Raw genomic sequence first — 20,940 nt, forward strand, 5'->3', positions numbered from 1 at the left:
GTGGCCTTGGGGCCTAAGTCAACGACCACCGTTGTATTCGGGCAACGACGGCTTGCCGCCGAATATGACCTGCGAAGGGTCCTTCTCCAGGCTGCGTACGGTGCGGTTGAGGGTGCCAAGGGTGCGCTGCCCGTCGCCGGACAGGGCCTCGACCTCCCGGCGGCTGGTCCCCGAGAGGCGGCCGAAGCTCGTGGAGATGCTGGCGGTGCGCTTGTCGAGGTTCTCCGACATGGTGCGGAAGGCCCGGCCCGCGTCGCGCACCGAGATCGCCGCCTCGCGGATCTCCACGAAGGTGCTCGTCCCCTCCTTGCCGGCGGCCGAGCCGAGGAAGCCCTCCGCGCCCTTCAGCACCGCGTCGATCCGGTCGGCCGAGGCGTCAAGCTTGGCCGCGAGCGAGCGGGCGTCGTGGAGGCCCGCCTGGATGTCGGGGGCGGAATTGGCCAGCGCCGTGGAGAACTTGTCGGCGTTGTCGATCACCCGGACGACGCGGTTGCCGTCCACCGCCTTTACCAGGGACGACATGGCCGGCGCCGCGTCGGCCAGGGTCTTCGAGAAGGTCTCGACGTTGGCGAGGGAGCGGGAGATCGCGCCCTCGTTGCCCGCGACCAGCCGGTCGAGGTGCGCGAGCATGTCGTCCGCCCGCTGCGCCACCTGCCGGGCCAGCGCCATCATGTCCTGCATGTCGGAGGTCTGGGCGAAGATCGTCGCCGGCTCGCCGTTGGCGCCGGGCTTCAGGGGCGGCGCGTCGGCGTCGCCGCCGGTCAGCGCGATCACCGAGACGCCGGTCAGCATCGCCGAATCGAGGCGGGCGCGGGTGTCGGACTTGAGCGGCGTCGAGGGCTCGACCTTGACCATGGCGAGCACCCGGCGCGGGTCCTGCGGGGCGAGGTGGATGTCCGTCACCTCGCCGACCTTGATGCCGTTGAAGGTCACGCTCGATCCGCGCGACAGGCCGCCGACCGAGCCGGAGAAGACGATGCGGACCTGCTCGCTCACCTGCCGGGACGAGCCGCCCGCGATCCACAGGGTGAAGCCGAAGCCCGCCAGGATGACGGCGAGGGTGAAGGCCCCGATGAGGGCGTAGTTCGCGCGGGTTTCCATGAGGTCAGCCTCCGGTCGCTGCGACGAGGGGGTCCTGGTGCGGCGCGCGCACGGCCGAGGGCCCGCCCGCGACGGCGCGGGCGCGCTTGCCGTGGAAATACGAGCGCAACCAGGGATGGGGGTTTTCCAGCATCTCCTCCACCGTACCGGCGGCGATGATCTGGCCGTCGCCCAGCGCCGCGATGCGGTCGCAGGCGGTGTAGAGGCTGTCGAGGTCGTGCGTGACCATGAACACGGTCAGGCCCAGCGTCTCCTTGAGGGTGGAGACGAGGTCGTCGAACTCGCCCGCGCCAATCGGGTCGAGGCCCGAGGTCGGCTCGTCGAGGAACAGGATCTCCGGGTCCAGCGCCAGGGAGCGCGCCAGCGCGGCGCGCTTGATCATGCCGCCCGAGAGTTCGGAGGGGAGCTTGTCGGCGGCGTCGGGCTTGAGGCCGACCATCTCGATCTTGAGCCGGGCGAACTCGTCGAGGAGCCGGCCGGAGAGCTTCAGGTGCTCGCGCATCGGCACCTGGATGTTCTGCTTCACGGTGAGGGCGGAGAACAGGGCGCCCTGCTGGAACAGCACGCCCCAGCGGGTCTCCATCCGCCGCCGCTCGGCATAGGTGAGGCCGTCCACGTCCTGGCCGAACACCTCGATCGTGCCCGAGCGCTTCGGCACGAGGCCGAGGATCGTGCGGGTGAGCACGGACTTGCCCTGCCCGGACGGGCCGACGAAGCCCAGGATCTCCCCCCGGCGGATGTCCAGGTTGAGGCCCTTCAGGATGGTCTTGTCGCGGAAGCCGACCACGAGGTCGCGCACGCGGATGATGGGGCTGTCGCTCACCGGGCGGAACTCAAAAGTCGATGGCGGCGAAGAACACCGCGAACAGGCCATCGAGGACGATGACCATGAAGATAGACTTCACCACCGAGGCGGTGACGCGGCGCCCGAGGGACTCGGCCGAGCCCTCGACGGCGAAGCCCTCGATGGTGGCGATGAGCCCGATGGTGAGCGCCATGAACGGCGCCTTGACGAGGCCGACGACGACGTGGTGCACGCCCACCGCCGCCTGCAGCCGGGCGAGGAACTGATCGAGGGTCAGCCCGCCGTAGAGCATCGCCGTGAGGCCGCCGCCGGCGAGCGCCGCGAGGTCGCCGAGCAGGGTCAGCATCGGCAGGCTGATCATCAGCGCCAGGACGCGCGGGACGATGAGGATCTCGGTGGCGTCGAGGCCCATGACGCGCAGGGCGTCGACCTCCTCGCGCATCCGCATCGAGCCGATCTCGGCGGTGATGGCCGAGCCGGAGCGGCCCGCCACCATGATCGCGGTGAGCAGCACCCCGAGTTCGCGCAGGATCAGCAGGCCGATCAGGTTGACGACGAAGGTCTGCGCCCCGAACCGCTGGAGCTGGAAGATGCCCTGCTGCGCGACGATGCCGCCGACGAGGAACGAGATCAGCACGATGATCGGCGCGCCGTTCAGCGCCATCTGCTGGACTTGGTTGACCAGGGCGGTGCCCCGGAAGCTGCGCGGGCGCAGGGCGACGCGGGCGCAGGCCGCCACGACCTCGCCGAGGAAGGCGATGCCGGTGCCGAATTCCTTGCTCCCCCGCACGACCTGCCGGCCGGTCCCGTCGAGGAGCGACAGGGGGAAGCGCAGGCGCGGGGCGGGGGCCGGCGGCTCACCCCTTATCACCACCTCTCCGAGGAGCGTCTGGTGCTCGGGCCGCGTGCCGAGATAGGCGAGGGTGCCCCCCGACGCCTCGACCTCCGCGCGGGTCCGTTCCAGCACCCAGGCGCCGAGGGTGTCGAGCCGCTCGATCTCCCCGAGGTCGACCGCGAGGCGCGCGGGTCCGCCCGCCGCGATCCGGGCGGCCGCGGCCTCCACGGCCGGCGCCTGGTCGGCGGTCCAGCGACCGCCGAGCCGCAACCGCCCATCAGCCGCCTCCGTCAGCGATGCGGTGCCGGGCGCGAGCCCTTCGGTCAGCAACAGGGGGTACTCCTTCACCGGCGCGCGTCGCACGATCGTTGCCGCTCCCGCGCCGGGAGCGGATCGTAAGGCCAGGCTTGCCCCGCCCCGTCCGTGCGGGAGGACACGCCATCGCGAGACGCCATGCTGCGCCACGGTTATGACGAGATTACGGTTGACGCTTTCTCTCTTGTGCAGCGGCCAGCGCCAGAATGACGCCGCAGGCCGAGAGCGGCGCCATGGCGAGGAAGACCAGCGGCCCCGCCTCGCGGTAGATGAGCCCGCTCGCCAGCGTCGCCGTGACGGCGATTCCCGCGTTCACCGCCGAGAGGGTACCCTGCGCCCGGCCCCGCGCGCCCTCGGGCGACAGGGACGAGACCGCCTCCATCGCCCCGAGCTGCGTCGCGCCGAAGGTGAGGCCGTGCAGGACCTGCAGCGGCACCAGCGTCTCCATCCGGTCCCCGACCAGATAGAGCCCCACCGCCCGCAGGATGCCCGCCGCCCCGCCGAGGACGAGGAGCGGCACCGGCCCACGCCAGGAGGCGGGCAGGCGAGGGGCCGCCGCGAACAGGACGATCTCGGCGAGCACCCCCGTCGCCCACAGGGCGCCGACCTGTGTCGCGGAGAGGCCGTGCGCGGTCCAGTGGATGCTGCCGAAGCCGTAGATCGCCGCGTGCCCCGCCTGGATCGCGGCGGCGGCGCCGATGCACAGCCACAGCCGCCGAGGCAGGGGCGGGCCCTTGCCCCCGGCCGCGCGGCGGGGGGCAAGGGCCGGGGTGCGGTCGAGGAGCGCGGTGAAGCCGGCGATCAGGGCGAGGCCGGTGAGCAGGATCGGCACGGCGAGCCGCCCGCCGAGCGCCGCGAGCAGCGCCCCGCCCGCGAGGTTGGCGAGGAGGAACGCGATCGAGCCCGCCATGCGGATCCGCGAATAGGCGAGGCGGGGATCCCGCCGGGCGGCGGCGAGCGTCAGATAGTCGATGGAGGGCACGAGAGGCGCGGCGGCGACCGCGTTCAGCACGGTCAGCACCGCGAGCGCGGGCCAGCCGAACCCGGAGGCCGGGGCCATGGCGGCGTAAGTCGCCGCGACGCCGAAGCTGCCCGCCACGATCAGCCGCCGCGCCCCGAGCCCCCGGTCGATCAGCCCCATCAGCGGCGCCGTGGCGACGATCCGCGTGGCGATGGGCAGCGCCAGCAGCAGGCCGATCACCCCGGCATCGAGCCCGAGCGTGGCGAGCCAGACGGGCAGGAACGGCATGGCGATGCCGATCTCGGTGAAGACGACGGCGTAGAGCAGCGACAGGCGCAGCGCGCCGGAGGAAGCGGGCACGGGGGAAAGGGGCTGTGGGACGGAGGGTGTCGTAAGCGCCCGTTAAACCGCTTCTGTCAATCTTGAGGGGTTCGGGACGCGCCGGGCGCGGGGTCTTCGCTCCGCCGGACGCCCCTGTCGGAAGCGCCGTCGATGTCCGGTCTGCCCAGCGCCCACGCGATCGATGCTGCGGAATACGCGGCGATCGAGGCGACGATCGGCGCCAGCGAGCGCGGCCAGCACTTCCTCGCCGAGCATGCCCGCCGGGCCCGCGCCGAGGAGATGGCGACGGTGCTGACCGCCATCGAGCGGCTGGAGCGCAGCGTCACCGCCGAGCGTCCCGTCGATGCGGTGGGCAGCCTGCGTGGCGGCCTCGCGGAGATGGCCGAGGCGATCAGCCGGACCAAGGCCGAGATCTCGGCGATCAGCGTTCCGGACGGCGACCAGACCCGCCTCACCTCGGCCTCGCAGGCCCTCGACGCCATCGTGCGGGCCACCGAGCAGGCGACCTCCGACATCCTCGGCGCCGCCGAGGCGGTGCAGGAGGCGGCCTGGACCCTGCGCGAGCGCAACGTCGAGCCGGAGACCTGCGAGGCCCTCGACCGCCACGCGACCGCGATCTACACGGCCTGCTCCTTCCAGGACCTCACCGCGCAGCGCACCGCGCGGATCATCTACACCCTCCGCTACCTGGAGGACCGGATCGCCTCAATGATCGCGATCTGGGGCGACGAGATCGCGCGGGTCCCGCCTGCTCCGGGCGCGACCGAGGGCGCCCTGCCCATCGACGAGGATCTCTGCCAGATCGACGTGGACCGCTACATCGCCATGTCGGTGCCGGCCATGACGGCGGCGGCCATCGTCGCCCAGCCGGGCAGCCCGGCCCTGCACGAGGACATCGTGTTCGTCCCGGTCTCGACGCCGCCGGAACTCAGGGCGGAGCCCAAGTCCGAACCCAAGCCGGAGCCGGAGCTTAAGTCCGAGCCCGCGCCGGAGCCCAGGTCGGAGCTTTCGCCGCCGCACTGGACGGAAGAGGAGCCCGCCGACGCCCTGTTCGAATTCTCCCTCGCCGAGCCGGAGGCGATGAGCCTCGACGGGCTCGATGCCGAGCCGGCCGAGAAGCGCCTCGCCCTCTTCGCTTGAGGCCGTCCGAGCCGATATAGGGGGCGCCCGACCGCGTCAGCCCCCATCGTTCCTTGGCCCTGCACCTCATCAAGCTCAGCGTGGGCCCGGCCTCCATGGCCGATCTCGCCGCGCGACAGGCGAGCCAGCCGGCCCAGCCGGTCCACGTCACGCGCACCCTGCCCAAGCGGCATCGGGAGATTGCGGGCAAGGGCTCGATCTACTGGGTGATCCGGGGCAGCCTGTGCTGCCGCCAAGCGATCGTCGCCCTCGAGCCCCTGACCGGCGAGGACGGGATTCCCCGCTGCCGCATCGTGCTCGCGCCGCCCCTGGTGCCGGTGGTGCCCCGGCCCTGCCGCCCGTTCCAGGGCTGGCGATACCTCGCGCCGGGGGACGCCCCGGCCGATCTCGGCGCGGGGCTCGGCGGCGACGTCGCCGAGATGCCGGAAAAGCTCCGCCGGGAACTCGCCGCCCTCGGCCTCCTCTAGGACCGCGCCCCCCGTGAAGGCGCGCGATCCCGTCTCGCTCAGGCCCCCTCGAAGCGCCCGCTGGCATGGGCCAGCATCGTGTAGACCTTGCCCGTCTCGGAAGTGAGGTAGGCGTCGGTCCGCTTGGCGTCGGGGTCGTTCTTCACCACGTCGCCGAGCAGGCGTTCGAACTCGCTCACGTAGCGGTCCACGCTGCGCCGGAACTCCTGATCCGAGCGGTAGCGCCGCTGGATCTCGGTGAAGGTCGTCTGTCCCTGCGCCGTGTAGATGCGCGGCGTGAACAGGTTCGGCTCGCCCCGGCGGTACCGCTCCCACAGGTCGACGGCGGTGCGGTGCTCGATCATCCGCGCGATGTCGGTGGAGATCGTGTCGAGGGCGATCCGGCCGGTCTCGGCGGCGGGCTTCCCATTGCGCGGGGCAGGGGAGGCGGCCGGCGCCGGGGTCGGAGCCGGTGCCGTCCGGGCCGGGGTGGCCGGAGCGGTCGCGGCCGGGTTCTCCTCGTCGTCATCCAGCGAGGCGCGGGTGAGGAGGTCGGAGAGCCAGCCCTTCTTGTTGGCGCCCGCCCCCGTGGCGGGGGCCGGGTTGACCGGACGCGGCGTGACCGGACGGGTCTCGCTGCGCACCGGGGCCGGGCGGGGCGCCGGGGCGGGCGCCTGCACCGGGGCGGGGGCCGGGGTCGGCGCCGAGGCGCTGGGCGCCGGCGCGGCCGAGGCCGCCGGAGACGAGGCGGGCGCCGCGAGGGAGCGGCTTCCCCCCTCCGCGACGCGACGCTGCGTCTGGGCGATGGGCTGCGCGACGTCCACCGAGCGGCCGGTGCGGGCGACCAGGGCCGACAGCTCGTTGAGGGCCTTGATCTGGTCGGCCACGACCCGGCGCATCTCGCCGGCCGCGTCCTGGGTCTCGCGGGGCAGTTCGAGGACGCCGCGGGCGAGGTCGGCGCGGGTGGATTCGAGCTCGCTGCGGATGGACGAGGCCATCTCGCGCAGGTTCGTCACCGATTCCCCGAACCGGCTCTGCGCCTCCTCCAGGCCCTCCCGCATCTCGCGGGAGGCGGCGTCGAGGGCTTCGCGCACCCCGGCGGCGGCCTTCTCGGCCTCCGCCCCGGCATCGTCCTTCAGGCCGGCGAAGGCCCCCGTCACCTGCTCGCCCGCGCTCTCGGCGGAGCGGGCGAGGGCGTCGGTGAGCGCGCGCGCCCGGTTCTCGGCCTCGCGCAGGACCTTGTCGATCTGGCCGGCGAAGGCCGAACCGCGCGATTCCAGGGTCTCGGCCCGGGCCTCGAACTCGGCCATGGCGGTGGCGAGCGCCCGCTCCCGCTCGGTGAGGGCGGAGGAGAGACGGGTCTCGACCGCGTCGAGGGAGGTCGCCGCCCCGTCGAGGTTGCGGGCGAGGTCGTTCGCCTCGCGCAGGGCCCCTTCCGAGGCCTCGCGCAGCGCCGCGACCTGGGTCGAGACGTCGGCCCCGGCCCGGTTGGTCTCGGCGGCGACCCGCTCCAGTTCGGTGCGGATCTGCGAGAGCCGGCCGGAGAGGTTGCGCTCGATGGCGCCGAGGTTCGAATCCGCCCCCGCCACGAGGCCGGTCAGGGCCGCGTTGGCGCTCTCGACGCGGACGATCACGCCGCCCAGCTCGCGGGTGAGCCGGTCGTTGGTCTCCGCGAGGTCGGCGAGCGTCCGGGCCGCGCCCTCGTCCACCGCCGCGCGGAGGATGTCGGCCGAGGCGCGGGTCTGGATCGCGAGGCGTTCGGTGCTGGTGCGCAGGGTCTCGGCCAGCGGCAGGCCGGTCTCCTCCAGCACGCGCTCGATGGTCCCGGCCCGGTCGGACAGGGCGTCGGCGAGGTCGCGCATCGGGCCGTCCACCGCCGCGCGGAACCGCGAGACGTGGCCTTCGAGTTCGGAGCCGACGCTGTCGCCGCTGGCGTTGAGGCTGTCGAGCAGGGCGCCGCCCCGCTCCTCGATGGCCCGGACCAGGGTCTCGGCACTCTCGGCGAGGCGGCGGGCGAGGGCTTCGCCACGGGCGTCCACCAGGGAGCCGAGGGCGTTGGCCCGCCGCTCGAAGCCCATGCCCATCGCTTCGGCGCGCTGGTCGATGAGGGCGGCCAGCGCCGCCTCGCGGGCGGCGAGCGTCGCGGCCAGGGCCGCCGTGTGGGCCTCGACCTGTTCCGCATGGGCCTGCGCCCGTGCGTCCAGGGCGGCGCCCAGGCCGGCGGTGCGCTCGTCCATGAGGCCGGCGAAGGCGTCGTGCCGCTCGTCGAAGGCCGTGGCGAGGGCGTCGGCGCGCTGGCCGACGAGATGCGCGAAGCGCTGGATGCGGCTGTCGATCCGCTGGGTGAAGGCATCCGCGCGGGCGTCGACCTCGCGGGTGAGGTCCTGCGTGCGGCCTTCCACGACCCCGTCGAGGTCGCGCAGACGGGTCTCGAACACCTCGGTGAGGGCGCCGACCCGGTCGTCGGCGGCCTCGATCAGGCCGCGGCTGCGGCTGTCGAGGAGCCCGTCGATGGCCGTGCGAGCCTCGTCGAAGGTGGTCCGCAGGGCCGCGAGGCGGGCGTCGAACAGGTCGGCCATGCCGGCGGGCGCCGTGTTGAGGACGCTGCGGATCTCGTCGGTCTGGGTGGCGATCGCCTGGGCGATGTCGCCGCCACGGGTCTCCACGAGGTCGCGCAGGCCGTCCTGGGCCTCCTCGAACAGGGCGCGCAGGCGCTGGGTACGGCTGTCGAGGGTCGCAGCGAGCTGGCGCTCGCGGGTCTCGACCAGGGCCGCCACGGCGGCGGGGGCCTCCTCGAGCAGGCTGCGCAGGGTCTGCAGGCGCTCGTCCACGGAGGCGGCGAAGCGACCGCTGCCGCCTTCGACCGCCGCGTCGAGGGTGGACTGGGCCTCCTCGAACAGGTTGCGAAGGCCCTCGGCGCGGGCGTCCAGGGTCTCGGCGAGGCGGTTGCCCCGGCCCTCGACCAGATCCTCCAGGCGCCCGAGGCGGGCGTCGAACAGGTTGCCCAGGGCCTCGGTGCGGCTCTCCAGCGCCCCGGCGGCGCCCGTCAGCGCGCCTTCCAGCGCCGTGACGAGTTCGCGGCCACGGCCGTCCAGGGCCTCGCTGAGGGGGCCCGTGCGCCCGTCCAGGGTCTCGACCAGGGTGCGGGCATGCCCGTCCAGCATGGTGCGGATCTGGTTGGTGCGGTCGTCGAGCAGGCCGTGCACGGTGCGCACGCCCTCGTCCAGCAGGCCGCTGATGTCGCCCGTGCGGCTCGCCAGCGTGTGGCCGAGGCGGCCCTCGCCCTCCTCGAGCATCCGCTCGGCGTCGGCGATGGTCTGCTGCAGCTTGGCGAGGACGCCCTCGCCCCGGTTGTCGATGAGTTCGGCGAGCGAGGTGCTGCCGCTGTCGAACAGGCGGGCGAGCTCGGTGATGCGGTTGCCGATGACGCCGAACACCGCCCGGCCCTTCTCGTCCAGCTCCTTGGACATCGCCTCGGTGCGCTCGTCGATGAGGCGCCCGAGCAGGTCGGAGCGTTCGGCGAAGGCGGCGCGCACTTCGTCGGTGCGGGCCGACAGGGCGGTGTCGGCGGCGGTGGCGCGCTCGTCCACGAGGGCCGCGATCTCCTCCGCGCGGGCGGCGAGGGAGGTGTCGAGGGCGCGGGTGCGCTCCTCGACGGCGCCGGTCAGGGCGGCGATGCGCTCGGCCATGGCCGCATCGAGCCCGCCCGTGCGGGTCTCGATCGCCTCCACGAGGTCGCGGGTGCGCTGGGTCAGCTCCGCATCGACGGCGCGGGTGCGCGCCTCGATCAGGCGGATCGCCTCGAAGGCCTGCGAGCCGAAGCTCTCGTCCACGAGGCGGGCGCGCTCTTCCAGCGTCGCGCCAATCTCCTCCAGGCGGCGCAGGACCGTGCCGTCGAACCGCTCGGCGCCGGTATCGAGGGCGCGGGCGATCTCGCCGGTGCGGCGCTCGACCTCGGCCCCGAAATCGACGGAGCGGGTCTCGAAGTCGCGGGCGGCGGCGGCGAGGTGGGAATCCACGGATTCCACGAGGCCGCGACCGCCTTCCTCGACGATCCGGGCCATCTCGCCCGTGCGGGCCGACAGGGCCTCGTCCAGGGCGGCGGTGCGGGCGCCGAGGGACTCGTCCAGCGTCGAGGCGCGGGTGGCGAAGGTCTCGTCCAGGGCGGCGGCGCGGGTGGCCAGCGCCTCTGTGAGGGCGGCGGTGCGCGCGGTCAGGGTCTCGGTGAGGGCGGCGGCGCTGGTGCCAATCTGCCCGTCGAGCTGGCCGACCAGGGTGGCCATGGCCTCGGCTACCTCGGCGGTGCGCTTGGCGACCTCGGCCGTGTGCCGGGCGGAGCGCTCCTCCAGGGAGCCGAGATGGGTCTCGATCAGGCTGCCGGCCTCGCGGGCCTGGCCCGCGATGGTCTCGGCCACGGCCTGGCCCCGGTCGGAGAGGAGGCGCGTGACCTCGTCCAGCTGGTGGCCCACGGTCTCGCCGAGGGCGGCGGTGTCGCGGCCGATCCGGTCGGCGAGGATGTCGCCCCGGGCGATGGTCTCCTGCAGGGCGGCGAGGCGGCTGCCCAGCACCTCCTCGATGACCTTGACCCGCCCGTCGGCGGTCTCGGCGAAGGTGTCGCCGCTGCGGCCGAGGCTGTCGGCGATGCGCGCGCCCTGGCTGGCCACGGCGAGCACGATGTCGCGGCCGGTGCCGGCGATGCGGGCGTGGGTCTCCTCCGCGTGGGTGGAGAGCAGGTCGGCCACGTCACGGCCATGGGCGCCGAAGGTGGCCTCGATCTCCCCGAGGCGGTTCGACAGGTCGGACGCGACCTGCGCGGCGGCGCGCTCCAGGGCGCCGGTCGTGGCGCTGGTGCGGGCGGCGAGCTCCCGGTCGAGCCCTTCGAGGGCGACCCGCAGTTCCGTGACGGCGGCGCCGCCCCGCGCGCCCAGCTCCTCGGTCGCCCGCTCGGCGGCTTCGCGGAAGCGGGTGAGCAGGATGGCGGATTCCGCCTCGATGGCCCCCGTCACCTCGGCCGAGGCGGTGCGCAGCAGGCCCAGGCTCTCGGTGAGGCGCGTCGCGGCCTCGGCGACGCGGGTCTGCGCCGCCTCGCCCGCATTGGCGGCGGCCGCGCGGATGATCTCCGCCGCCTCGCTGGCGCGGCCGTCGATCTCGCCCGAGAGGTGCTCGACGCTGGTGCGCAGGCTGCGCACGGCATCGCCCGCGCCGGTCTCGAAGCCCCGGCCGAGGGTCGTGAAGGCCGCTTCCAGGCCCTCGGCGGCTTCCCGCGCCCGCCCGGCGACGAGGCCGCTGGCCCGCTCGGCCGCTGCGTCGAGGCGGCTCTCCAGGCCCGCCCCCTCGACGGCGATGGTCTCGTGCAGGCGGGTGACGATGCCCTCCATCCGCTCGGCGAGTTCGCCGCCGCGTCCGCTGACGGCATCCCCGATCCGGTCGGCGGCCGCGACGATGTCGTCGCGCACGGCGTCGGCGCGGGCGGCCAGCGTCGCCGCCGCGCCGTCCGCCGCCTGGGCGAGGGTGTCCTGCGCCGTCCGGCCGCTCTGCGCGATGGCGCCGACGATGTCGCGGCCGGCCGTCTCGATCTCGGTGCGCAGGGCCGTGCCCCGGCCCGACAGGTCCTGCGTGAAGGCCGCGCCGACCTCGGAGAAGCGGCCGGTGATCTCGGCGCCCGTGGCGGCGAAGCGCTCGGTGAGTTCGGTGCCCCGGTTCAGGAAGGCGCTCTCCAGGCTCGACGCGGAGCGCTCGAAGCTCTCCCGCACCGCCTCGCCCTGCCGCGCGATGGCCGCGCCGACACCGGCCCCGGTCTCCGCCAGGGATACCGCGACCTGGCCCGCGCTCTCGGCGAGCCGCCCGGTGAGGGCCTGCCCCGTCGCCTCGAACGAGCCGGTGAGGGCGGATGTGCGCTCCTCGAAGGTGCGGACGAGGTCGGCGCCGACGCCTTCCAGGCTCTCGCGCACGCCGGAGCCCGTCTGCGACAGGCGCTCGATCAGCGTGTCGCCGCGCTCGCTCATCAGGCCGGTGACGCGCTCGCCCACCTCGCCCAGCGAGGCGGTGATGGCGAGGCCCCGCTGGTCGAGGGCGCCTGTCACGCGCTCGCCGGCCCCGTCGAGGGCCGAGACGATCCGCTGGGCCGCCCCGTCGAGTTCCTGGGTGAGGTTGGTGTGCGAGCCGGCGATGGCGCCGCGCACCCGCTCGGCATTGGTGACGATGGCCTCGCGCTGCGCGACCAGTTCATCGACCAGGGAGCGGATGCGGATCTCGTTGTCGGAATAGGCGCGCTCCAGGGTGGCGATCTCGCCGCGTACCAAAGTTTCGAGTTCGCCCGCCCGGGCCAGGGCGCGCTCGACGCCGTCGCCCACCGCCGCGACCTCGCGGCGGACGGTCTGCGACATGGTCAGCACGGCGTCCGTCGAGAAGCCCTCCGGCTCCGCGAGGCGCACCGCGACCTCGCCCACGGCGCGGGCGACGAGGCGCATCTCCTGGGCGCGCATGGCGAGCATCGCCGCGACGACGAACAGGATCACCGGCCCGAGCAGCGCCGAGACGGCGCCCATGGCCTGGAGCGGCGGCAGGCCGGCGACGAAGCCGGCGAGGTCGCCGCCCGATTGCGACCAGACGATGCCGCCGAGCGCCCCGACCCAGGCGAGGCCGGCGAGCGAGGCGACGATGTAGGGCTTGCGCGAGGGGCGCACCCGCAGGGTCTGCTGCAGGATGCCGATGTTGCGCCGGTCGTCGTTGGCCACCAGGGAGCGGTCGGGCGGCAGCAGGCCACCCTCCCGGCGGGGCCGGTCGAGATCGGGGGAGGGCAGGTCCGAGGCGAGGGGCGGATCCTGTGTCAGCGGCATCGGGCCGCCCGGCGGGCGCTCGATGTCGAGGCGGGGCGGAGGCAGGCGGCCGGAGGCGTCGCGCCCGCCCTCGAGCAGCGGTTCGGTGTCGCCGACATCCGGGAGCCGGGGCTCCGAACGGGCGCCGCCGTCGCGCATCAGGGCGTCCAGGCTCAGTGCCTGCTCAATGGCTGAGAGAGCGGCCTCGGCCGGGTCCTTCAGCTTCTTGTCCGTCGCCATGAAACGCCTCGCACGCACGGGTCCGGCACTTGCATGCCGAAGACGCAACTTCCCGTTTACCACCCGAGCCTAAAGTCCGGCACCCTGCTTCGATAGGAGCGGGGGAGACCGCCCCCAGGTAACATTAACCGAATGGTTACCGCGACCGGCCCGAGGGGCGACGCCATCGTGCCAGGGACGGAGCGGAATCGCGAGGCGATGGGTGGGGGCACCCGGCCGATACCATGTGGATTGCGGGGTCTCCGATGGCAGAAATCGACCGCGCGGCCCTGGATGCCCAGACCGGCGGGGATGCCGACCTCGCCCGCGAGGTGCTGGCCCTGTTCGCGGGCGAGTGCCGCCGCCTGCTTCCCGCGCTCACCGACCCGGCCCGTCCGGCCATCCACCGGGCCGATATCGCGCACACCCTGCGGGGCGCGGCGGCCGGGCTCGGCGCGGCCCGCGTGCAGCGCCTCGCCGGGGAGGCGGAGCAGGCGCTCCGCGCAGGGACGGCCGGGGCCGGGGAGAGCGTGACCGTCCTGGCGGCGGCGATCCGGGACGCCGTGGCCGAGATCGAGGGAGCCTGAGGCTTCGAAAGGTCGCCCCTCGGCGTCGCCGTCCGGGGCCTCGATCCGCTTGCTTTCCGGTCGGCGAGCCGCCAAGCAGACACCGCCGTCCGCCGAGCCGCCCCCACGCGGCTCGGCGCGCACGAGGAGCCTGTGAGCATGCCCAAGATCACCTACGTCGATCACGCCGGGACGGAACGCACCGTCGAGGGCAGCGTCGGCGCCACCGTGATGGAGACGGCTCTGCGCAACAACGTGCCCGGCATCGACGCGGAATGCGGCGGCGCCTGCGCCTGCGCCACCTGCCACGTCTATGTCGACGATGCCTGGATCGCCGTCGTGGGCAAGGCCCAGGACATGGAGCAGGACATGCTCGATTTCGCCACCGACGTGCGCGAGAATTCCCGGCTGTCCTGCCAGATCAAGATCACGCCGGACCTCGACGGCCTGAAGGTCGCGACCCCCGCCCAGCAGGGCTGAGGCCGCCCCTCAGCGCACCAGCGCGCGGGCGGCGGCATCGAGCCCGTCGAGGGTCATCGGGAACATCCGCCCCGCCATCAGGCGCTGCACCATCCCGATCGATGGCGTGTAGGCCCAATGGGTCTCCGGCACGGGGTTGAGCCACGCCGCCTTGTGGAAATGGTCGAGGAGCCGCCCGAGCCACACGGCGCCGGCCTCCTCGTTCCAGTGCTCCACCGAGCCCCCCGGCGCGGCGATCTCGTAGGGGCTCATGGAGGCGTCCCCCACGAAGACGACGCGGTAGTCGCTGCCGTAGGTGCGGATCACCTCGGTGAGCGGCGTGCGCCCGTCGTGGCGCCGCGCGTTCTCCGTCCAGACGCCCTCGTAGACGCAATTGTGGAAGTAGAAGTGGACGAGGTGCTTGAACTCCGACCGGGCGGCGGAGAACAGCGCCTGCGCCTGCTCCACGTGCCAGTCCATCGAGCCGCCGACATCGAGGAAGAGCAGCACCTTCACCGCGTTGCGCCGCTCCGGCCGCATCCGCACGTCGATATAGCCCTGGCGGGCGCTCTCCCGGATCGTGCCGTCGAGGTCGAGCTCGTCCGCCGCCCCGGTGCGGGCGAAGCGGCGCAGGCGCCGCAGGGCGAGGCGCATGGTGCGGGCGCCGATCTCGGCGTCGTCGTCGAAATCGCGGAACTCGCGGCGGTCCCACACCTTCACCGCCCGGAAGTTGCGGTTGCCGTCCTGCCCGATGCGGATCCCCTCCGGGTTGTAGCCGTAGGCGCCGAACGGGGAGGTGCCTCCCGTGCCGATCCATTTCGAGCCGCCCTGGTGGCGGCCCTTCTGCTCGGCGAGCCGCTGCTTCAGGGTCTCGAACAGCTTGTCCCAGCCCAGCGCCTGGAGCTGCGCCTTCTCCTCGTCGGTGAGGTACTTCTCCGCGAGCTTGCGCAGCCATTCCTCGGGAATCGGCACCGCCTCCACCGCCTCGCCGACGGTCTCCAGCCCCTTGAACACGGTGCCGAACACCCGGTCGAACCGGTCGAGATGGGCCTCGTCCTTCACGAGCGCGGTGCGCGACAGGAAATAGAATTCCTCGACGCTCTTGTCCGGCAGGTCGCGTTCGAGCGCGCCCAGCAGGACGAGGTACTCCTTGAGGGTGACGGGCACCTTCGCGTCGCGCAGGGCCGTGAAGAACTGGAGCAGCATGGAGCGACAACGCGCGAGCCCCGCGCCGGGGTCAAGTGCGACCGTCGATCCCGCGGTGCCGCACGACGCGCCGCGCCGCAATCGCCGAATCGGAGCGAATCGCGCCAGAGTCTTGACGGCTTGGCGTTAAGTGGAATGCGGCGCTGCGGAAGACTTCGGCGGGGGCTTCGCGGCGCTGGACTCGGCTCATAAGGCCTGAATCTGGGTATAAGTCCCGAATCCTGTTGATATCCTGCCTCGCGAGACTCGCGCAGTCACTTAAACCGTCACGGGAATCACCCCAACTCATCCCGAACGGTGGCGCGTCCGCGATCCTGCGGGCGAGAGCCGGTGTCGAGGAGACCTGCCGTGGCGGTCATCCTGCGTAGTTTACCCGAGTTCAAGCGGTTTCTCGCGAAGCCGGGTGCGACGATTCAAGTGGTGCGCAACACCTTCATGGACCGGCAGCCTGAGGCGACGCGGGCGGCCTACCGGGACCGGGGGATGTACGCGCCACGGGCGGTGCAGGCGCTGTCGAAGAAGGCGGCGGTGTTCAGCCTGCGCGGCTTTCCGGGCACCGTCTGGCTCTACTGGGACAAGGGCGCGCGCGGCTGGCGCTTCCAGGGGGACACCGTCACCGTGCCCCTGGTGACGGGGCTCGGCGCCCCGGATGAGATCACCTACCGCTGCAGCTTCGCGGAGGGCTACGAGCCCGTCGCCCGAGCGCGGGCGCCCCGCCGGAGCGCCGCCCCCCGCGAGGAGGCGGCCCCTCCGCCGCCCTGACCGGGGCGCCTCAGGCGCTCCCGACCCTCGCCTGCGGTTGAGCCGGCGCGGGGGCCTTCTCCGGCTCGGATCGCGGGGCCTTCCCCACGGTCCGCCGGGCGCGGAACACCGGCTTCGCGTCGTTCTCGCGCTTCTTGAGCAGCGTCCGGTACTCGTCCCGCCGCTCGTGGATCGAGGCGATCACGAGGCCCATCGGCACCCCGACATCCACCAGCACGGCCTCCGACAATTGCAGCGAGGCCTCGATCGTCTCCGGCACGGCATCGTCCACGCCGAGTTCGTAGAGCGCGGTGGCGTGTCGCGCGTCGCGGGCGCGGGCGACGATGGTGAGGTCCGGCCGCTCGCTGCGCGCCGCCATCACCGCCTCCTCGACGGAGCGCGGCGTGTCGAGGGTCACGACCAGGGCGCGGGCGGTGTCGATGCCGCTGCGGCGCAGGATCTCGACGTTGCCGGAATCGCCGAAATAGACCGGCGCCCCCGTGCGGCGCTGCTCGGCGACGCGGGCCGCATCGGAATCGAGGGCGAGATAGGGGATGCGGTGGCGGGCGAGCATCTCGCCCACCTGCCGCCCGACCCGGCCGTAGCCCGCGATGATGACCCGGTTCTCGACCTTCTCCGGCAGGGGCTCGGCCGTGACCGTCCCCCGGGCGGTGGTGGCCGCGTGCCGACCGATCCGGCGGCCGAGGGAGGCCAGCGCCGGGATGAGGATCATCGTCACCGTGGTGACGATCAGCGCGGCGGCCCCGACCTCCTCCGGCACGAGCCCGGTGACCATGGCGCCGCCGATGAGCACGAAGGCGAACTCGCCCCCCGGCCCGAGGAGGAGCGCGGCCTCCAGGGCCACCGCCCGCGACAGGCCGAGCACCGGCCCGGCCATCACCACCACGCCCGCCTTGATGAGGACGAGGGCCAGCGACAGGCCGAGGATCGCGCCGGGCGAGGCCATGAGCTGCGCCGGATCGAGGTTCATTCCCACCGAGACGAAGAACACCCCGAGCAGGAGACCCTTGAACGGGTCGATCGTCGCCTCGATCGCCCGGCGATACTCGGTCTCGGCCAGGAGCAGCCCGGCGACGAAGGCGCCGAGCGTCATCGAGAGGCCGCTCGCCGCCGCCGTCAGCGCCGTGCCGACGATCACGAGGAGGCAGGCCGCCATGAAGAGTTCGGTGGAGCGGGTGCGCGCCACGAGCTGGAACAGCGGGCGCAGGGCGAGGCGCCCCGCCACCACGATCAGCACCAGCGCCACCGCTGCCTGCCCGAGGGCCAGCGCCAGGGCGAGGCCCTTGTCGCCCCCGGTATCCTGGCCGAGCACGGCGATGGCGAACAGGGCCGGGGCCACCGCGAGGTCCTGGAACAGCAGCACGGCGAAGCTCGCGCGCCCGGTCGGCGTGTTAAGCCGCCTTTGCTCGGCGAGCACCGGCAGCACCACCGCCGTCGAGGAGAGGGCGAGGCCGATCCCGACGATCACCGCGCCGGTCAAGGGCACGTCGAGCCCGTAGAGGATGACGCCGAGGATCAGGGTCGAACACCCGACCTGCAGGGAGCCGAGGCCGAAGACGAGGCGCCGCAGGGTCCGCAGCCGCTCCCACGACAATTCGATGCCGATCATGAACATCAGGAAGATCACGCCGAACTCGGCGAGGTGCGAGATCTCCGTGCGGTTGCCGATGGTGAAGAGGTGGACGGCCGGCCATTGGTTGGCGAGGCGCCCCAGTCCGAACGGGCCGAGCAGGGCCCCCGCCCCGATGAAGCCGAGCACCGGGGAGATTCGCAGCCGGTGGAAGAGCGGGACCACGATCCCCGCCGTCACGAGGAACAGGATCGCTTCCTTGTAGGAGCCGGCATGGACATCTGGCATCGGCGGCGGCTCTAACCTCGCGCTATCTTGGGATCGGCTGAGCCGCGATCATGAGGGCACGGGCGCGATACGGCAACCGTCATACCGGTTGAATCGTACCCGGACCGGGGGCCGATGCGCCATCGCCTGAGACATTTGCGCCCGCTCGCCCGAGGTTCCGGTGGAGAGCCGCGCGGCGGCGTAAAATGGGCACAATGCCGGGATACGGAAACATTTAAGAGAGCCTTACGCTCGACCCGGACCGAGCCCTGACAGTGACGAGGCCGATGAATTCGCTGAAGTCGATCTTCTCACGGGCCGGGCGGTCCCCGAACGGGCCGCCGAGCCGCGAGGTCGCCCGCGAGCGCCGGGAATGGCGGCTCGAATCCGACCGGTGGACGCACCAGCGGCACGTCGAGAAGGGCTACCGCATCAAGTGGGGCTACGTCGCCATCGCCTATCTGGTGGAGTTCATGGTGATCGGCGCCTCGCTCGCCGGCGCATGGCTCTTCGCGGGGGTCTATAGCGACGGGGACTGGCACGCCTTCTACTTCATGCTGCTGGCGCCGCTGGTCTACGCGGCGGTGGAGCTGTGCCGGGTGCCGCTGGGCATCCTGGCGCGCACCCAGCGCTCGTATTTCATCCGGGGGCTCGCGATCCTCGGCATCATCTTCGCGGCGGGCGTCACGACGAAGTCCGTCTCGCAGCTCGGCGAGATGATGTTCCACCCCCGCCTGATGGAGGCGGCCCGCACCAAGACCGCCCTGAAGGACGCCCAGGCCGACCGCGCCACGATCGAGGACCGCATCAAGGCGGCCGACGACCGGGTGGCCTCGTACACCGCCGAACTCGACCAGATCGAGAAGCGCGCCGCCGACAACGCCCAGCAGCTCGCGGGCCTGCCGGCCCAGCGCTGCGAGCGGGTGTTCGGCACCAACTCGAAGGGCATGCGCTACCAGAACCTGAAATGCGTGACCGATCCGCGCGTCGCCGCCCTCTCGGCGGGCGTGACGAAAGCCAGCGCCGACCGCACCGCGCTGGTGAAGGACCTCGAGGTGGCCCGCAAGGACCGCGCCGCCCTCGACCGGGGCGCCGCCGACCGCAAGGTCGCCGACACCGAGCAGGCATACCGGAACGCGGTGAACCGCTCGCAGCTGCACTCCTTCACGGCCATGGTTTACGGCGTCGATCCCATCGACGTGACCGAGCAGCAGGTCCACGCCTTCCTGCGCATCTTCGTGTTCCTGCCGGCGCTCTGTGCCGCCTTCGCCTCGACCATCCTGGCGCTGTGCGCGGTCTCGACCCGCCGGACCTTCATGGATGAGGACGACCTCGGCGCGGCGGTGAACCCGGAGGCGGCACCGTACATGCTCGACGCCATCGCCGACGCCCTGCGCTCCAACCCGTCGGTGGTACGGGCCGCGCCCGCGTCCCAGGCGTCGGTCATCCCGATGAACCGACCGGCGGCGCAGGCGCTGCCGGGCCAGACCCTTCCCGGCCAGGCTGCGGCGAACCAAGGCCTGCCCGGCCCGACCCTTCCTGCCGCTGGAGCCGGCGCATGAACTACGTCGCCTCCGGCACGCCTGAGAACATCGCCCTCGCGCAGCAGGTGAACACCCGGCTGCGCGCGGATGCGAGCTACGTCGCCGCCCGCGCCTTCCTGTTCCGGGCGCTGGGCCTCGGCGCCTTCCTGTGCCTGACCGGGGCGGGGATCGGCGCGGCGGCCTATGGCTGGGCGACGATGAACCAGTTCGACACCGCCGCCGAGAAGATCGCCGCCGCGATGCAGGCCGCCCTGGCCGACGTGACCCTGAAGACCAAGGGCGAGGTGACGCTCACCGACAACACCTTGAAGCTGGAGGGCCTGCCCAAGCTCGCCGGCGGCCCGCCGACGCCGACCAAGGCGCAGCTCGGCGAGCAGGCGAGCCCGGCTTCCAAGGCGCAGGTGAACACCACCTTCACGGTGTTCAAGCAGGTGCCCTATCTCGACGGCCAGATCGTCACCGGCTGGAACTTCAAGGACGGTGCCGAGCAGCCCTACCAGCAATATTGCTACTTCTCCCGCCGCTCCAACGAGAGCAAGGGACAGGTCGAGCTGAAGATCGACCTCGCGATGGACGGCAAGACCCTGCCGCAGCCGCAGAAGTCGGACGTGAATCTCGAGATCCTGTCCCGCAACTGCGTGTGGCACGAGAAGGGCTGAGCGCTTGCGGGGGCGGCGGGCGCCGCGTAACTCCGGAACGAGGCCAGCCTTCGAGACCGCGATGCGATTTTCCGGCACCGACACCTACGTCGCCACCCCCGACCTGACGGCGGCGGTGAACGCGGCCGTCACCCTGGAGCGCCCGCTCCTCGTGAAGGGCGAGCCCGGCACCGGCAAGACCGTGCTGGCCGAGGAGATCGCCAAGGGGCTGAACGCGCCGCTCATCGTGTGGAACGTGAAGTCCACGACGAAGGCGCAGCAGGGGCTGTACGAATACGACGCGGTCTCGCGCCTGCGGGACTCGCAGCTCGGCGACCCGAAGGTCTCGGACATCGCCAACTACATCCGCCGGGGCAAGCTGTGGGAGGCCTTCACCGCCCCCGAGCGGCCGGTGCTGCTGATCGACGAGGTCGACAAGGCCGACATCGAGTTCCCGAACGACCTCCTCACCGAACTCGACCGGATGGAGTTTCACGTCTACGAGACCGGTGAGACGGTGAAGGCCATCCGCCGGCCGGTGGTGATCATCACCTCGAACAACGAGAAGGAATTGCCGGACGCGTTCCTGCGCCGCTGCTTCTTCCACTACATCCGCTTCCCCGACGCGGACACGCTGCGCGCCATCGTCGAGGTGCATTACCCCGGCATCAAGCACCGTCTCGTGGAGGAGGCGCTGCGGGTGTTCCTGGAGACCCGCGAGGTGCCGGGCCTCAAGAAGAAGCCCTCGACCTCCGAACTGCTCGACTGGCTGAAGCTCCTCGTCTCCGAGGACATCGCCCCCGAGACCCTGCGCGAGCAGGACGGCCGCAAGCTCATCCCGCCGCTGCACGGGGCGCTTCTCAAGAACGAGCAGGACGTGAGCCTGTTCGAGAAGCTCGCCTTCATGACCCGGCGCGAGGGGCGGAAGGGATGACGGATCCCATCG

At 72.5% G+C, this 20,940-nt stretch carries 15 protein-coding genes; 8 read left to right on the forward strand and 7 right to left on the reverse strand.

Going from position 1 to position 20,940, the window contains the following annotated elements; translation table 11 throughout:
- Nucleotides 1-18 precede the first annotated feature (18 nt).
- From MKK52_RS05885 to MKK52_RS05900, 4 genes are all read right to left on the reverse strand, one after another.
- Nucleotides 19-1,101 carry an MlaD family protein gene (locus MKK52_RS05885; protein ID WP_243952888.1) on the reverse strand — a complete coding sequence of 361 codons (1,083 nt, stop codon included), beginning with the start codon at nt 1,099-1,101 and terminating at the stop codon, nt 19-21.
- A 4-nt stretch (nt 1,102-1,105) separates the two neighbouring features.
- Nucleotides 1,106-1,900, reverse strand: coding sequence for an ABC transporter ATP-binding protein (locus MKK52_RS05890; protein ID WP_243952991.1), 795 nt, complete (start codon nt 1,898-1,900; stop codon nt 1,106-1,108).
- Between the two features lie 34 nt (nt 1,901-1,934).
- On the reverse strand, nt 1,935-3,074 hold the full coding sequence (locus MKK52_RS05895) for an MlaE family ABC transporter permease (RefSeq protein WP_243952992.1): 1,140 nt from the start codon (nt 3,072-3,074) through the stop codon (nt 1,935-1,937).
- A gap of 145 nt (nt 3,075-3,219) precedes the next feature.
- Entirely contained in the window at nt 3,220-4,377 is a 1,158-nt protein-coding gene (locus tag MKK52_RS05900) for an MFS transporter (protein WP_243952889.1), read from the reverse strand.
- 132 nt (nt 4,378-4,509) lie between these two features.
- On the opposite strand from MKK52_RS05900, the gene MKK52_RS05905 reads away from it, so the two are divergent.
- The gene (locus MKK52_RS05905) at nt 4,510-5,499 is read left to right on the forward strand and encodes a hypothetical protein (RefSeq protein ID WP_243952890.1); all 990 of its coding nucleotides are present in this window, start codon (nt 4,510-4,512) and stop codon (nt 5,497-5,499) included.
- 53 nt (nt 5,500-5,552) lie between these two features.
- Nucleotides 5,553-5,966 carry a DUF1489 family protein gene (locus MKK52_RS05910; RefSeq protein WP_243952891.1) on the forward strand — a complete coding sequence of 138 codons (414 nt, stop codon included), beginning with the start codon at nt 5,553-5,555 and terminating at the stop codon, nt 5,964-5,966.
- Between the two features lie 38 nt (nt 5,967-6,004).
- Here the strand turns inward: MKK52_RS05910 and MKK52_RS05915 are convergent, their stop codons facing one another.
- Nucleotides 6,005-13,003, reverse strand: a complete 6,999-nt coding sequence (locus MKK52_RS05915) for a hypothetical protein (RefSeq protein ID WP_243952892.1) — start codon at nt 13,001-13,003, stop codon at nt 6,005-6,007.
- Nucleotides 13,004-13,248: 245 nt separating this feature from the next.
- Here MKK52_RS05915 and MKK52_RS05920 point away from each other — a divergent pair, with 245 nt between their 5' ends.
- Entirely contained in the window at nt 13,249-13,569 is a 321-nt protein-coding gene (locus MKK52_RS05920; protein ID WP_243952893.1) for an Hpt domain-containing protein, read from the forward strand.
- 138 nt (nt 13,570-13,707) lie between these two features.
- Nucleotides 13,708-14,028 carry a 2Fe-2S iron-sulfur cluster-binding protein gene (locus MKK52_RS05925; protein WP_243952894.1) on the forward strand — a complete coding sequence of 107 codons (321 nt, stop codon included), beginning with the start codon at nt 13,708-13,710 and terminating at the stop codon, nt 14,026-14,028.
- A gap of 9 nt (nt 14,029-14,037) precedes the next feature.
- On the opposite strand, the gene MKK52_RS05930 is transcribed toward MKK52_RS05925, so the two are convergent.
- Nucleotides 14,038-15,213, reverse strand: coding sequence for a vWA domain-containing protein (locus MKK52_RS05930; protein ID WP_243952895.1), 1,176 nt, complete (start codon nt 15,211-15,213; stop codon nt 14,038-14,040).
- Between the two features lie 348 nt (nt 15,214-15,561).
- Between MKK52_RS05930 and MKK52_RS05935 the strand changes: the two genes are divergently transcribed.
- Nucleotides 15,562-15,975 (forward strand): hypothetical protein, encoded by a 414-nt coding sequence (locus MKK52_RS05935; RefSeq protein WP_243952896.1) that lies wholly within the window; start codon nt 15,562-15,564, stop codon nt 15,973-15,975.
- A 10-nt stretch (nt 15,976-15,985) separates the two neighbouring features.
- Here the strand turns inward: MKK52_RS05935 and MKK52_RS05940 are convergent, their stop codons facing one another.
- Nucleotides 15,986-17,833, reverse strand: a complete 1,848-nt coding sequence (locus MKK52_RS05940) for a cation:proton antiporter (RefSeq protein WP_243952897.1) — start codon at nt 17,831-17,833, stop codon at nt 15,986-15,988.
- Between the two features lie 266 nt (nt 17,834-18,099).
- On the opposite strand from MKK52_RS05940, the gene MKK52_RS05945 reads away from it, so the two are divergent.
- The 3 genes from MKK52_RS05945 to MKK52_RS05955 all read left to right on the forward strand — a co-directional run bounded on the left by MKK52_RS05945 (nt 18,100) and on the right by MKK52_RS05955 (nt 20,928).
- Nucleotides 18,100-19,374: an ATPase gene (locus MKK52_RS05945; protein WP_243952898.1), complete on the forward strand. Its 1,275-nt coding sequence runs from the start codon at nt 18,100-18,102 to the stop codon at nt 19,372-19,374.
- Nucleotides 19,371-20,015 (forward strand): hypothetical protein, encoded by a 645-nt coding sequence (locus MKK52_RS05950; RefSeq protein ID WP_243952899.1) that lies wholly within the window; start codon nt 19,371-19,373, stop codon nt 20,013-20,015. Before MKK52_RS05945 ends, MKK52_RS05950 begins: the two co-directional genes overlap by 4 nt.
- A gap of 61 nt (nt 20,016-20,076) precedes the next feature.
- Nucleotides 20,077-20,928 (forward strand): AAA family ATPase, encoded by an 852-nt coding sequence (locus MKK52_RS05955; RefSeq protein WP_243952900.1) that lies wholly within the window; start codon nt 20,077-20,079, stop codon nt 20,926-20,928.
- Nucleotides 20,929-20,940 lie beyond the last annotated feature (12 nt).

It is taken from the genome of Methylobacterium sp. J-067 (genome assembly GCF_022829465.1).
Taxonomy (GTDB): domain Bacteria; phylum Pseudomonadota; class Alphaproteobacteria; order Rhizobiales; family Beijerinckiaceae; genus Methylobacterium; species Methylobacterium litchii.

Bases quoted from the DNA above. Each gene is read 5' to 3' on its own strand.
- MKK52_RS05905 (WP_243952890.1), top strand. From the start codon at position 4,510: ATGTCCGGTCTGCCCAGCGCCCACGCGATCGATGCTGCGGAATACGCG.
- MKK52_RS05920 (WP_243952893.1), top strand. From the start codon at position 13,249: ATGGCAGAAATCGACCGCGCGGCCCTGGATGCCCAGACCGGCGGGGAT.
- MKK52_RS05925 (WP_243952894.1), top strand. From the start codon at position 13,708: ATGCCCAAGATCACCTACGTCGATCACGCCGGGACGGAACGCACCGTC.
- MKK52_RS05955 (WP_243952900.1), top strand. From the start codon at position 20,077: ATGCGATTTTCCGGCACCGACACCTACGTCGCCACCCCCGACCTGACG.
- MKK52_RS05930 (WP_243952895.1), bottom strand. From the start codon at position 15,213: ATGCTGCTCCAGTTCTTCACGGCCCTGCGCGACGCGAAGGTGCCCGTC.
- MKK52_RS05950 (WP_243952899.1), top strand. From the start codon at position 19,371: ATGAACTACGTCGCCTCCGGCACGCCTGAGAACATCGCCCTCGCGCAG.
- MKK52_RS05940 (WP_243952897.1), bottom strand. From the start codon at position 17,833: ATGCCAGATGTCCATGCCGGCTCCTACAAGGAAGCGATCCTGTTCCTC.
- MKK52_RS05915 (WP_243952892.1), bottom strand. From the start codon at position 13,003: ATGGCGACGGACAAGAAGCTGAAGGACCCGGCCGAGGCCGCTCTCTCA.
- MKK52_RS05885 (WP_243952888.1), bottom strand. From the start codon at position 1,101: ATGGAAACCCGCGCGAACTACGCCCTCATCGGGGCCTTCACCCTCGCC.
- MKK52_RS05945 (WP_243952898.1), top strand. From the start codon at position 18,100: ATGAATTCGCTGAAGTCGATCTTCTCACGGGCCGGGCGGTCCCCGAAC.